7 protein-coding genes and 7 pseudogenes are annotated in these 13,697 nt (G+C 70.6%); 7 read left to right on the plus strand and 7 right to left on the minus strand.

Going from position 1 to position 13,697, the window contains the following annotated elements; genetic code table 11:
* Positions 1–214: transposase (locus FF86_RS23130; protein WP_206779006.1), on the minus strand; the 214-nt coding region annotated here is incomplete at both ends.
* A gap of 29 nt (positions 215–243) precedes the next feature.
* Between FF86_RS23130 and FF86_RS67775 the strand changes: the two are divergent.
* A pseudogene (locus FF86_RS67775) lies at positions 244–552 on the plus strand (hypothetical protein); the annotation flags it as partial.
* 476 nt (positions 553–1,028) lie between these two features.
* Here the strand turns inward: FF86_RS67775 and FF86_RS23140 are convergent.
* The 3 genes from FF86_RS23140 to FF86_RS33580 form a co-directional block, all read right to left on the minus strand.
* Positions 1,029–1,625: an alpha/beta hydrolase gene (locus FF86_RS23140; RefSeq protein WP_044886957.1), complete on the minus strand. Its 597-nt coding sequence runs from the start codon at positions 1,623–1,625 to the stop codon at positions 1,029–1,031.
* 1,026 nt (positions 1,626–2,651) lie between these two features.
* A complete protein-coding gene (locus tag FF86_RS23150) occupies positions 2,652–4,190 on the minus strand; it encodes a hypothetical protein (RefSeq protein ID WP_052681287.1) in 1,539 nt (512 codons plus the stop codon).
* 425 nt (positions 4,191–4,615) lie between these two features.
* Positions 4,616–4,810 (minus strand): hypothetical protein, encoded by a 195-nt coding sequence (locus FF86_RS33580; RefSeq protein ID WP_128423353.1) that lies wholly within the window; start codon positions 4,808–4,810, stop codon positions 4,616–4,618.
* 107 nt (positions 4,811–4,917) lie between these two features.
* Between FF86_RS33580 and FF86_RS67780 the strand changes: the two genes are divergently transcribed.
* The 6 genes and pseudogenes from FF86_RS67780 to FF86_RS55635 form a co-directional block, all read left to right on the plus strand.
* Positions 4,918–5,272 (plus strand): ATP-binding protein (locus FF86_RS67780; protein WP_396230029.1); only part of this gene is annotated, 355 nt, incomplete at its 3' end.
* A gap of 1 nt (position 5,273) precedes the next feature.
* A pseudogene (locus FF86_RS67785) lies at positions 5,274–5,578 on the plus strand (hypothetical protein); the annotation flags it as partial.
* A gap of 431 nt (positions 5,579–6,009) precedes the next feature.
* Positions 6,010–6,270, plus strand: a pseudogene (locus FF86_RS67790) (helix-turn-helix transcriptional regulator); the annotation flags it as partial.
* Positions 6,271–6,308: 38 nt separating this feature from the next.
* Positions 6,309–7,528 (plus strand): beta-ketoacyl synthase N-terminal-like domain-containing protein (locus tag FF86_RS55625; protein ID WP_396230030.1); only part of this gene is annotated, 1,220 nt, incomplete at its 3' end.
* Between the two features lies 1 nt (position 7,529).
* Positions 7,530–7,861: pseudogene (locus FF86_RS55630) on the plus strand (ketoacyl-synthetase C-terminal extension domain-containing protein); the annotation flags it as partial.
* 1 nt (position 7,862) lies between these two features.
* Positions 7,863–9,575 (plus strand): annotated as a pseudogene (locus FF86_RS55635) (acyltransferase domain-containing protein); the annotation flags it as partial.
* A 20-nt stretch (positions 9,576–9,595) separates the two neighbouring features.
* Here FF86_RS55635 and FF86_RS67795 read toward each other — a convergent pair.
* From FF86_RS67795 to FF86_RS67805, 3 genes and pseudogenes are all read right to left on the minus strand, one after another.
* A partial coding sequence (locus FF86_RS67795; protein WP_396230031.1) for a thioester reductase domain-containing protein occupies positions 9,596–10,604 on the minus strand: 1,009 nt, incomplete at its 5' end.
* Positions 10,605–10,641: 37 nt separating this feature from the next.
* Positions 10,642–12,088: pseudogene (locus FF86_RS67800) on the minus strand (phosphopantetheine-binding protein); the annotation flags it as partial.
* A gap of 51 nt (positions 12,089–12,139) precedes the next feature.
* A pseudogene (locus FF86_RS67805) lies at positions 12,140–13,697 on the minus strand (type I polyketide synthase); the annotation flags it as partial.

Here is a 13,697-nt window from a genome sequence, read left to right on the forward strand (position 1 = left end):
TCTTCGGGATCTTCACCGTCAGGTCCCCGGCGGTCGTCGACACGGTCCGTTCCCGGGAGCCGTTGCGCTGCGTGGTCCGGGCTGCCGACCGTTCGTAACGGGCCGCGCCGACGTGCGCGTCGGCTTCCGCGTCCACGAGCGCCTGCAGACCGAACCGCAGCAGCTCCCGCATCACCTGACCAGCATCGGTATGCCGCAGCAGCTCCAGCAGACCNGATAGGGCAGAATCATCCAAGGCCATCNCGTGTGTCCTCTCCGTGGAACTTTGGTCGGTTCACACAGAGCTACACGCGGTGGCCGTCTTTGTCCCGGAGCGACACACCCCACCCCGGACGATCAACCAGCCGATCCCGATCTACACCACGCGGTGGGACTCACCCCGTTCTACGACTACCCCGCTGAACACTGGGTGCATCTACGGACCACGAACCCGATGGAGTCGACGTTCGCGACCGTCCGTCACCGCACCCGGGTCACCAAAGGCCCCGGTTCCCGCGCTGCGGGGTTGGCCATGGCGTTCACGCTCATCGAGGCCGCCCAGGCCCGCTGGCGNGCGGTCAACGCACCCCACCTCGTCGCCCTCGTCCGTGCCGGCGCCACCTTCGAAGCCGGCCAGCTCGTCGAACGACCCACCACCACACCCGTCACTCAAGCCGCCTAACGATCACCACCCAAAAGTCTTGACTATTTCTCCCCAAGGCCAGCGGAGCGGGCGTCGGCGAGACCCGAGACGGGTGCGCCAGCCGGTGGTCCGTCAGCGGTCAGCCCTGCGATCACCCTGTTCCTGGCGGTCGCGTGCTGAAGAAGTCGAGTGTGGCGTGGGTCTTGGTCTGTTGCGGACCGGTGATGTCAATGCCGTACGCGCGCAGGGCCGCCGCGGTCCGCGCCGCGACGCCAGAACTCCTGACTGGCGGCGAGGCTCGGGTCCGTCCGTCGGGACGCCGCAGTGCGGGTCCCACGAGGTCGCCGGGACTCCAACCCGCGCGTGGCTCCATCGTCGNATCGGCAGCGTCGCACAGATCCTCCGGTCAGCGGTCAAGTAGGCCTTCGAGGAACAGCAGCACCTGGGCCGCCACAGCGCGCCGTCCCGGCCCGCCCAGGACCGCGTGCCCGCCTGGGACCACGGCCAGTTCTGTCTGGTTCACCGTCCGGGTGCTCATCCGCACCAGCGACAGCGGGCTGATCTGGTCGTCACGACCGTGGATGAGCAGGATGGGCAGATCCGGCAGCACCCGCGGCGGATCGGCCATGGGTACGCCCGCGACCGGCACGTGCAGCAACGGCAGGCCGAGCAGGACGAGCCCGTCCGGACGTAGGGCGGGCGAGCGTGCCATCGACAGCATCGACAACGCACCGGAGTCGGAACCCAGCAGGACGAACGACAGGCGGGGCTGGCGGACCTCGGCGACCGCCTGTGCGACGTTCCCGCATTCCGGGACCACAGTGGCGGTGTACCCGTCCAGCGCCAGCCTCGCGGCCAGCCACTCGTAGGGCTCCCGACTCTCGCCGCGGCCCGCGAGGATCGCGACGGCGGCCCGAGCCGGCTCACGCCGGGGCGCCTCCACGGCGCCGCCGCCGGTATCGGGCTCGGCGGGGCGGGGAGTAATCGTAGTCGCAGGCGTCATGACACCCTGTCTCCTTCTCTACCGCCTCGTTGCGCGGTGACGGCCCGCCGCGGGCCCGTTTCCGGCCCGCACTTCGCGCTTGCAGACAGCCAACGTAGCCGCCCTTCCGTCTCGACAGGAAGCCGCGGTTACGCAGTTTGGACGGGCAAGCGCCAAACATCTACGCCCGTTTGACGCACGGGTCGTGTTTCCGCGACCGCCCGCACAGCCCAACGCCACGCAGAAAGAACATGATCGGGATTTGCTCCGGATTACGCTGAGCTGACACACGGCTACACTGACACCCGGCTGTAATGAGCAAAAACATGCGGAGCGATCAGCCGCGCCGCCCTGTTCCGCCAGCCGAGGGCTGTGACTAAGGCAAGCACCGGTGGTTATGACAGGATGGTCGAATGCGCGGAGCCTCGTCTGGTGGCCGGGGACCGATCTCCACAGAGAACGCGTTGGCGCGCCCGTGGAGCCGGCTGGAGCGTGCCGGCGCTGCTTTCCTCGTCCTCGTGCTCGTAGCCGGGCTGGTCGCCACCGCCATTCTCGGCACGCTCGCCTGGCAGGATGGCCGCCGCCGGGAGCGTGCGGACGCCGGCCGCGTCCGTACGCAGGTGGTCGTCCTGTCCATGGATGTGGTTGCACCGGCCGAGCGCGCGGCGACGTCGGCCGATGTACCTGCCCGGATCCGCTGGATCGACCGCGACGGTCGAACCCGCATCGCCGTTCACCGCGTGGACGGCGACCTTCGACCCGGCTCGACCCTCGCCGTCTGGACCGACGGGCAGGGTGCGATCGTCCCCGCCCCGACCACCCGCATGGNCACCGTCTCGCGGACCCTGGTCGCGGTTCTGGTCACCCTGGCCGCCACCGCGACGGTGCTGGTGGCCGGTTCGGTCCTGGTCCGACGCCTCGAGCAGCGCCGTCGCCTTGTCGCGTGGGAGCAGGAGTGGGTCCGGTTCGCCGCCGACAGGTCCGCCGGAGAAGACCGGTAGCGAGCAGTCGGTTGGGCATTGGACGCGGTCTCGGTCCCGGTCCCGGCTAGCGGCGGTACTCGGCGAGGCGTGGCCGGACGCCGAGGAGGATCAGGGCCGCGCTGCCGATGAGGACCAGCGGCGCCATCCAGTTCCAGCCGGAGAGGTCGTTGTCGCCCTTGTTCACCATTCTGGTGAACGCTTTCGTGTTGACCCCGATGAATGCCGTCAACGCCTGGTCGTAGTCGCGGAAGAGGGCATTGGAATCGCCTGGCCCGAAGCCGGTGCAGAAGCGGATTGCCTCGTCCACGGCACCGGCCGTGTTCAGGCGACGGATGGTGCGGTCGGCGAGCTGGTAGACCTGGTAACGGTCCAGGGTCAGGTCGGCGGCGGCTTTTTCTCCAGGGAAGGTGATGTTGCGCAGCGCGGTGCCGTAGTAGCCGCCGAACACGACCGTGCCATCGGCCCGGTAGACGGCCAGCCCCCGGTTCAAGGCCGCGTCATACCCGGCGACACCACTCGGGAGACCCACATCGGCAAGCCGCTGGGACCTGCCGGCGAAGGCGCTTTCATACCGACCGGCCCGGGGCGGGTCGAGCAGGTACCGGCTTTCGTCAGCGTTGGCGTCGTAACTCACCGCCCGGGCCTGTTCCAGAGCGAGGACAGAGTCGAAGGCGTCCTTCTTCACGGCCCGCAGGTTCTCCCGGCTGTGGACGAGCGTCGACACACCCGTGGTGAACAGGACGAGCGCGGCGAGCGTCGCCACCAGCACAGCGGGGTTGACCAGCCGGCGGTAATGGCGGACCAGGAAGATCTGCAGCCCGCCGAGGAGGATCAGCAGGAGTCCACCGAAGACGATCACCAGGGCGAACGAGTGGGCGAGGGCTGAGCGGGCGCCGGCGTACTCGCGTGCCACCAGCGCCGCACTGCGGGCGGTGAGCCGCTCCGTAGCAGGGAGTAACTGCTGGTGCATCACGTCGGTGGCCTGCCGGTACAGGCCCAGCGCGAGGGCGGCCGGCCGGCCGGGCGCCGGGTGCGACTGCCCTTCGACCAGGATCGCCTGCGCGGCGTAGGCCTCATACCGGCCCAGCGCGACGAGGAAGCCGCGCAGTTCGCCGCCGACAACCGGATCCTCGCCGTCGATCGCGCCGGTCCGCTGCAGGTAGTCGGCGACCTCCTGGCGGCGCTGATCATAGGTCTGCAGCGCCCTGCCTCGGCTGCTCCCCAGATCGGTGCGGTCACCGACCAGGAGCACATTGGCCACTTGGGCGTCCATATCGGCCAGGGCGAAGTACAGGTTCGAGGTGGCGACCACGGTCGGCCCATCATGGTGTCCGATGAGCGTCAGCCCGTCCCGCGCGTCTGTGACCGCGAGGGTGAAGGCGCCGAGCATGGCGAGGGCGGCGGCGACCGCCGCGCCGGCGAGGAGCCGGAGTCGGGCTGGCGTCGTGCGCCACGCGGTGAACCGCCGGTGCCCGCTCGCCGCCTTGCCCGCGGGCGGGGATGTGGGTGGGGTGGTGGAAGAGGTGGTGCCCGCCGGCGCCGGTGACGATCTGGCGGAGAACGACGCGGGGCCGACCGGCGCGGTTCCGGTTTGCAGGGCCATTCAGACCATCACCTACGCCGACTCCCGGAAGAAGGATGTAAATCGGCAGTCAAGCATCGCCCCCAGCGGCCGTCGACGTCATTAACGGAACAGTGACGGGGACGCGGCGCTTTTTTACGTGCCGCTGACGGAGCACCATCACCGCCGCTTCGCCACCCTGATAACCTGATTGCAGATCCGGCCAGCGGGAGACTCCTCCCATCTTCACCGCCGTTGGCTTCACGGAAGGACCACGCTCATGGCCAGTTGGCCGCGCCGCCGCAGTGGTCGCCCGCACCGCCACGGCATTCTGCGTGAGGCGGAGTGTCCCATCCCCGCCGCTGGCAGTGGACCGGATGCCAACCCTAAGCCGACCGTGTTCGACGTCGTCCACGACCTTGCGGAGAACGGCTGGTCGAAGGAGCGCATCGCGGAGGTCCTGAACATCACGGTGATCCGCGTCGAGGCGCTCCTCGCTGTCCGACCAGCGGGGCGAGGGTGAAGCCCTGGGCGTTGAGGGTCACGACGATGACGGTGATCGTCAACAGGAGAACGAGTTCGCGGTCCTGCAGCGGGCAGCCGGCGTGGTGAGCCAGGAGGACGGTCGCCCAGCTCCGGGTGAGTGATCTGGCGAGTGTCAAAGAGTTGTGAGCATCCGCCGGCCGGGCGTCAATGTCTCATGAAGTCCCCACCACGGCATGCACCGACGGGTAAGGATGGAGAACAGGAATAACGGAGGTGTTGGAACGTGCTGGATCAGGAACATGCGGACTGGGGCACCACCTGCACTGACAGGGTATCTTCGTGGGCGACTCTCACGGAAAGAGAGTCGGAGCTCACCCGACTGGAGTACCTGTTTTGCGGGGACGACACGCATGAGGGCAGGATCGGAATCATAGAGGGTCCCAGCGGGTCCGGAAAGTCCGAGCTGGCGGCCACGATCACCCGGCAGGCGTTCGTGCACGGGTTTCGCGTCCTCCGGGCGGCCGGGACACGCCGGGAGCGCACGTTCCCGTTCGGGATTCTCAGCCAGCTCGTGCCGGCCGACGAAGAAGCACCGTACACCCAGCTCAACGAGGCCATCAGTACTGCCGTCCTGCTCGNGATGTCCGGCGACGGAGGCGACCAGAATATTCGGTGGGATCTTCTGCACGCGTGGTGTTCGTTGATCGTCGAGTTGAGTCGGTCGACTCCGATATTCATCGTGGTCGACGACGCCCATCACGCGGACACTCACTCCCTGGCGATCCTCGTCCACCTTCTGAAAAGGTCGCGAACGACTCGGGTCTCGGTACTGCTGGCACTGACCTCCGGTGCCGTACCTGCGGACCCTCTCTCGCTGTCCGAGCTGCGTCGGCACCGTAACTGTCGAGTGATCAGGCTCGCTCTGCTCTCCGAGCCCGGTGTGGNACAGGTGCTCGCTGAGCGGCTCGATGCGCAGACCGCCACCCTGCTGGCCGCCGACTACCACGCTGNGACCGGAGGAAACCCCCTGCTGGTCAACGCCCTGATCGACGATCGGCTGACGGCAGTCCCCGACCCGAAGAGCACCCTGCGGCTCGTCATCGGCGACGCCTTCCAACACGCAGTCCTCAGCACGGTCGAGCGGATCGACGGCGTGATGCCGTCACTTGTCAAGGCTGTGGGCGTGCTCGGCGACTCCGCCACGCCACGCCTGNTGGCGGCCCTGCTGGGGCTCGACCAGGCCCATGTCACGAAGCTGATGCACATGTTGTGCGCGTCCGGGATACTGTGCGCAGAGGGAAGATTCCGGCATCCCGGTACGCGAGAAGTCGTCATCGCGAATCCCAGCCAGATCGAAAACGAGACGCTGAGTTANCGTGCAGCGCAACTGCGGTACACCGACAACGCGCCCGCCGGGATCGTCGCCCGGCATACCGAGCTGCCGTTGAGCGACGCCGAATGGAGGGTCGCAGTGCTGGCTGCGCAGGGACACACCAACCGCCAGATCAGTAGTGACCTGTTCATCACCGTGAGCACGGTCGAACAGCACCTGACGCAGATCTACCGCAAACTCCATGTCGTCGGCCGGAAGGAACTGCCGCTGGTACTCCGGTCAACAGTGGGCCAGGGCGCATGAGCCGCCGAGCCGGCACAGCCCACGGTGATGAGGAGAAGTTGCTCGGCTACCTCAAGCGGGCGACCGCCGACCTGCGCGCGGCTCGACGCGAGTTGCACGCCGTCCAGGCGCGTGCGGCAGAGCCTATCGCCATCATCGGGATGGGCTGTCGCTATCCCGGTGGCGTTGCCTGCCCGCGGGACCTGTGGCAGCTGGCGGCGGACGGTCGGGACGCCGTCTGTCCGTTCCCGGAGGATCGGGCCTGGGATCTCGTGCGGCTGTACGACCCACTCGGCACGCGGCCGGGTACCAGCTATGCCCGGCACGGTGGATTTCTTGACGGGGCCGGTGATTTCGACCCGGCGTTCTTCGGGATCCCGCCGCGCGAGGCACTGGCAATGGATCCGCAGCAGCGTTTGCTGCTCGAGACCTCGTGGGAGGCGCTCGAGGGCGCCGGAATCGTGCCCGGCGCCCTCCGCGGCAGCCGTACCGGCGTGTTCGCCGGTGTCATGCACCACGACTACCCGGGCAACAGCGGTGTCGGAAGCGTGGTGTCCGGCCGGATCGCGTACACGCTGGGTCTTGAAGGCCCTGCGGTGAGTGTCGACACGGCGTGCTCATCCTCCTTGGTGGCTTTGCACCTCGCCATGGAGTCGCTGCGCCGGGGAGAGTGCGCCCTGGCACTCGCCGGGGGCGTGACCGTGATGGCCACACCGGAGATCTTTGTCGAGTTCAGCAGGCAGCGCGGCCTCGCTCCGGACGGCCGGTGCAAGTCGTTCGCGGCCTCGGCCGACGGCACCGGATGGAGCGAAGGCGTCGGGGTGCTGCTGTTGGAGCGGCTGTCCGACGCCCGCCGCGACGGCCATGACGTGCTGGCGCTCGTCCGCGGCAGCGCCGTGAACCAGGACGGCGCAAGCAGCAGCCTGAGCGCCCCCAACGGGCCGTCACAGCAGCGGGTGATCCGCGCGGCCCTGGCTGCCGCGGGGTTGGAGCCGCGCGACGTGGACGTGGTGGAGGCGCATGGAACGGGGACGCCGCTGGGTGACCCGATCGAGGCTCAGGCGCTGCTGGCGACCTATGGCCAGGGCAGGCAGAGTCCCTTGTGGCTGGGGTCGTTGAAGTCGAACATCGGTCACACTCAGGCCGCCGCGGGTGTGGCCGGCGTGATCAAGATGGTCGAGGCGCTACGGCACGCGGTGCTGCCTCGTACGCTGCACGTTGACGGGCCGACCCCGCAGGTGGACTGGTCTGCGGGTGCCGTCCGGCTGCTGACCGAACGNCGACGATGGCCGGACAGCGGCCGTCCGCGTCGCGCCGGAGTGTCCTCGTTCGGATTCAGCGGGACCAATGCCCACGTCATCCTCGAGCAGGCGCCCGACCTGGGACCGGCGCCGGGGGACAGCGGTTCCCCACTGCCGGTGGTGCCGTGGGTGGTGTCCGGCCGGACGCACGAAGCGCTGCGCGCTCAGGCGGACCAGCTGGCGTCGTACGCGGGGGAGCGCCCGGAGCTGCGCCCGGTTGACGTCGGCTTCTCGTCGGTGACCGGTCGTACGGCCTTCGAGCACCGGGCCGTGGCCCTGGGCTCGGAACGGACGCGGCTGATGACGGGGCTNCGTGAACTGGCGGCAGGGTCCGCCGGGCAGGCGGTGACCGGGATCGCGGACGTCCGGGGCAGGACGGTGCTCGTGTTCCCCGGTCAGGGCAGTCAGTGGGCGGGCATGGCGGCCGATCTGCTGGCGCAGTCCGCAGTGTTCGCGCAGCGTGTCGCGCAATGCGAGGTGGCGCTGGAGCCGTTCGTGGACTGGTCGCTTGACGCGGTGTTGCGCGGATCGCCGCAGGCGCCGTCGTTGGAGCGGGTGGATGTGGTGCAGCCGGTGTTGTGGGCGGTGATGGTGTCCCTGGCCGCCCTCTGGCGGGAACATGGGGTGTGCCCGGACGCCGTGGTCGGACACTCTCAGGGCGAGGTGGCCGCCGCCTGCGTGGCCGGGGCGCTGTCCCTGGAGGACGGGGCACGGATCGTGGCGTTGCGCAGCCGCGCGATCGGCGAGGTGCTGGGCAGCCGCGGCGGCATGCTCGCGGTCGGCCTGTCGGCCGCACAGGTGGAGCCGCGCCTGGAACGCTGGCGGGACCGGGTGTCGGTGGCCGTCGAGAACGGCGCGCGCTCGATGGTGCTCTCCGGCGACCATGATGCCCTCGACGCCCTGGGGAGCGAACTCGCTGCCGAGGACGTCCGGGTCAGGCGGGTGCCGGTCGACTATGCCTCCCACTCGCCCCAGGTGGACCTCCTGCGTGACCGGCTGCTGGCCGACCTGGCACCCGTCAGGCCGGACCGGGGGGTGGTGCCGATGCTGTCCACGGTCACCGGCACCTGGTTGCGGGGCTCCGAGCTGGACGCCGCCTACTGGTTCGAGAATCTTCGTCGGACGGTGCGGTTCGCGCCCGCGATCCGCGGCCTGGCCGACGCGGGGTACAGCGCTTTCGTCGAGGTCAGCCCGCACCCCGTGCTGGTGATGAGCGTCCAGGAGACCCTGGAGGGTACCGACCGCCCGACGGTCGTCACCGGCACACTGCGCCGGGACGACGGCGGCCTGGAACGGTTCGCCACCTCGGCGGCCGAACTGCACGTACGCGGTGTACCAGTCGACTGGGCCGCCTTCTGCCCCGGGGGCCGCCGGGTGGATCTGCCCACGTACGCCTTCCAGCACATGAGGTACTGGATCGAGGGTTCCGCCACGGCCACCATCCCTGCCGCGGTTGCCGAGCTGACGGCCGCCGAGGGTACCGCGGGCGAACTGCTCGCCGCGCGGCTGGCCGGTCTGACGGCCGCGGACCGCGGCGGTGAGCTGCTCGGGCTGGTGCGCGCGTACACCGCGGTGGTGCTCGGCCACCACGATCAGACCGACGTCGACCCGACGCGCGCCTTCACCGATCTCGGTTTCGACTCGGCCGGCGTGGTCGAACTGCGCAATCGGCTCGCGGCGGCCACCGGACTACGACTGCCGGCCACGGTCGTCTTCGACTACGCCACCCCCGAGGCGCTCGCCGAGCACCTGGCCGCCGAACTGACGAGCGGTGCGGATGGGCAGGCTGGTTCCCGCGCCGACTCGAACCCGGCGCTGGCCGCGCTCGACCGGCTGGAGGACCTGGCGGTTCGGCTGCCGCGTGCGGAGGTCGAGCGGATCCGCATCACCTCACGGCTGCGTGCCCTGCTCGGTGCGCTCGACGCGCCCCTCGCCGCACCGGGCGGGGGCGAGGCGGTCCGGCTCGACGAGGCGACGGCCGAGGACCTGTTCTCCCTCATCGACCAGGAGCTTGGGGCGAGTTGACGCTCTCGGTCAGCTCGACGTCAGCTCGGCCGGGGCGGGAAGTAGCCGGTGTCGGCGAAGAAGGCTGTGTACCGGGCGAACAGGTCGTCGTCGATGGGTGGACAGGTGATTCCCGCGTGGGCGAGCGCGCGCTCGGTGGTGTCGACGTCGATGTCCAGATAGAGGCGGGCGCCACCCGCCATGTGTGCGGCGAAGGTGTCGAGCACGGGGAACAGCGCGTTACCGCGGTCGGCGCGTACCGTCGCCGCGAACTCCTCCCATGGCGTCTCCGTCAGGGCGTACCCGGCCGCGCCAAGGCGGTCGACCATGCTCCGGAAGCTGATCGGCGCCGGGTTGTACAGGTGGAACGTCCGGCCCGCCGCCGAATCCTGCTGGGAGAGGGTCACCACGGCGGCACTGGCGTAGTCCACGGGAATCATGGGGAACAAGGTGTCGGCCTCGTCGGGCACCATGCCGGCCTGCAGGATCCCCTTGAGGCTCAGCCAGACGAAGTCACGGGTCTGACACGCGCCGTGCCGCTGGTCACCGCAGACGACGTCGGCCCGGTACACGGACACGGGCAACCCGCGCTCCCTGGCCAGCCCGATGACCCGTTCCGCCACGTACTTGCTTTGGCGGTAGCCGGTCGACAGGTCCTCCGGCGGGCCCGTCGGGTCGTCCGGCGCCATGGGCTGGCCGTGCGTCGCAGGCGTGAAGACGCCCGTGGTCGAGATGTGGTGCACCGGCACGGTGCGGTGCCGGGCGGCGAGGCGCAGCACCTCCTGCGTGCCCGTGACGTTGGCCGCCTTCAACGACGCGTACGGCAGTAGCCAGTTCACGCTCGCCCCCGCGTGGTAAACCACGTCGGCGGTCCGGGCGAGCCTGTTGAAGTCCTCCTCGGACAGGCCGAGACGCGGCGCGGCGAGGTCGCCCACGACGACCGAGAGCCGGTCGGGGACGATCTCGTCCCAGAGCCGGTACCACGTCAGGTTGGCCCGCAGCCGCTCCCGGGCGCTCGCCGCGTCGGCGCCCCGCACCAGGCAGTGCACCNTCGCCCGGGTCGACCGCATGAGGTCGCGCAGCAGGNAGGCACCGACGAACCCGGTCACGCCGGTGAGAAGGACGTGTCCCGGATCGGCGGCCACCCGCAGGACCTCCTGCGCCGGGACGATGTCCTCGGCGAGCCGGATCTCCGCCGTGAAGTCGACGCCGGGCGCCGGGTGATCCGGACCGTCGAGCATCCCGAGGCGCAGCCGGGCGACCAGCGCGGTCACGGTGCCGCAGTCGAACACCACCGTCGCGGGCAGGGACAGGCCCGTCGCCGACGTCAGCCGGTTGCGCAGCTCGACGGCGGTCAGCGAGTCCAGGCCGAAGGCGGTGAGCGGGGTATTGGGGTCCAGGCCGCCGGTGCCCCCGCGACGCAGTACCGCCGCCGCTTCGGTCGTCACCAGATCGAGCAGCAGATTCTCCTGCTCGTCGGCATCCAGCGTGGACAGCCGCCCGGCCGTCAGGTCGGTGCGCCGCGCCCACGCACTGACCTTGCGCCGGACGATCGGCCTGGGGCGCGGGGCGCCGGCCAGCGGCTCCTCGGTCTGCCTGATCTCCCCGGTCTCCTCGGCCTCCTCGGGGGCGAGGCGCAGCACCACCGACCTGGCCTCGGCCACAGGTTGCCCGTACTCGTCGGCCGCCCGCAGACGACAGGCGTCCGGACCGTCGGGCGTGAGCCACACACGCAGCGCTGTCGCACCCGTGGCGAGCAGGCCGAACCCGCGCCAGGACAGCGCCAGCCGACCACCCCGTCCCGCGCCCGTCAGCAGCGGGCGGACGGCCGCATCCAGCAGCGTGGGATGCAGGCCGTACCGCGCCACGTCGTCCGCCGCTGGATCGTCCGCCGGCAGGCGGACGTCGGTGAACAACTCGCCGCCGCGCCGCCACACCGGACCGCGACCAGCGACGTCCACTGGCTCGGCGCCGTCAGGCGGCCATGCCTCCAGGATGAAATCCGCGGCCGGGACCCGGTCGGTGACAGTTCCGGTGGCGTGGCACCGCCACGGCCCCGTCCTGCCGTCCTGATGTGCGCGGGCGTGGATGGTGACCGGACGCGCTGAACCATCGTCGAACGGGGCGCCGACGGCTACCTGGAGCTGGACACGGCCATGCGCCGGTACCCGCACGAGCGCGTGGACGTCGAGGGACTCGACGGTGGAGCAGCCGGTCTCGTCGCCCGCGCGTATGGCCATCTCGACGAGGGCTGCGGTACCCAGGTGACCGGGGTCCGACGACCAGCCGGTGAGGACGACACCCTGGGCACCGGGGAGTTCGAGCGCGGCGGTCAGCAGGGGGTGCCCCGTCGACAGCAGGCCGAACGCGCCGGGTTCGGCGGGGGCGGACGTCGCCGGGGCGATCCAGTACCGTTCCCGCTGGAAGGCGTACGTGGGCAGCTCGACCCTGCGGGCACCGGAGCCCGCGAAGACGGCATGCCAGTTTACCCGTGCGCCGTCGACGTGCAGCCTGGCCGCGGCCTGCACGGACATCCCGGCCTCGGGCCGGTCACGGTGGTCCGGGCCCTGCCGGTTGGGGGCGAATCCCCGCCGTACGTCCGGGACGGGGACTGCCTCGGCGATCGCCCGCACTCCGGCCAGCAGGGCGGGTCTGCCGTCGGCCACCACCACGGCTCGGTGCTCGAACGCCGACCGGGCCGTCGCCAGCGAAAACCCGACGTCGACGACCCGCAGGTCCGGACGGCCCGCCAGATGGGACAGCAGGCGCCGGGCCTGGCCCCGCAGCGCCTCGGGCGTCCTGCCCGACAGCACCCACGGCACCACCGGCATCGGGGAGCCGCTGTCCTGCGGTGCCGGTTCCGGGTCGGGTGCCGGTTCCGGGTCGGGAGCCTGCTCCAGGATCAGGTGGGCGTTGGTGCCGCTGACCCCGAACGAGGACACTCCGGCGCGGCGCGGACGGCCGCTGTCCGGCCAGGGGCGTTCCTCGGTGAGGAGCCGGACGGTGCCCGCCGACCAGTCCACCTGCGGGGTCGGCTCGTCGATGTGCAGCGTACGGGGCAGCACCGCGTGCCGTAGCGCCTCGACCATCTTGATCACGCCGACCACGCCCGCGGCGGCCTGGGCGTGGCCGATGTTCGACTTCAACGACCCCAGCCACAGCGGCTGCCGCGGGTCGCGTGCTTGGCCGTACGTCTCCAGCAGCGCCTGGGCCTCGATCGGATCACCCAGCCGGGTGCCCGTGCCGTGCGCCTCCACCGCGTCCACCTCGGCGGCGGACAGCCCCGCGTCGGCCAGCGCGGCGCGGATGACCCGCTGCTGCGCCAGGCCGTTCGGCGCGGTCAGCCCGTTCGAGGCGCCGTCCTGGCCGAGCGCCGAGCCGCGGATCACCGCCAACACGTCATGGCCCAGGCGTCGCGCGTCGGTCAGCCGCTCCAGCAGGAGCATGCCCACGGCCTCGGCCCAGCCCGTACCGTCGGCGGCGGCGGCGAACGCCCGGCACCGCCCGTCCGGCGACAGTCCTCGCTGCCGGGAGAACTCCACGAAGCCGTCGAGACACGGCAGTACGGCCGCACCACCGGCCAGCGCCAGGGTGCACTCGTTGTTCCGCAGAGCCGCAACGGCCAGATGCGTGGCCACCAGGGAGGACGAGCAGGCCGTGTCGACGCTGATGGCCGGCCCCTCCAGGCCCAGCGCGTACGAGATGCGGCCCGAGGCCACGCTGGTCTGCTGTCCCGTCATGACGTATCCGTCTGTTCCGGCCACCGGCGTCGACGAGCCGTAACCGTCGAACGCCACGCCCGCGAAGACACCGGTCCTGCTGCCCCGCAGCGTGTGGGCATCGATGCCGGCGTGTTCCAGCGCCTCCCAGGAGGTTTCCAGCAGCAACCGCTGCTGCGGATCCATCGCCAGCGTCTCCCGTGGCGAGATCCCGAAGAACGCCGGGTCGAAACCCTGCACGTCGTCGAGGAAGCCGCCACCGAGGGCGTAGAACGTCCCCGGCACGTCGGGGTCGGGGTTGTACCCGCCCTCGAGGTCCCACCCGCGGTCGGTGGGGAACCCGCCGATCGCGTCGACCCCGTCGGCGACCAGGCGCCACAGCTCCTCGGGCGACGACACGCCGCCCGGCAGCCGACAGGCCATG

Source organism: Frankia sp. CpI1-P (genome assembly GCF_001421075.1).
In the GTDB taxonomy this organism is placed as follows: domain Bacteria; phylum Actinomycetota; class Actinomycetes; order Frankiales; family Frankiaceae; genus Frankia; species Frankia torreyi.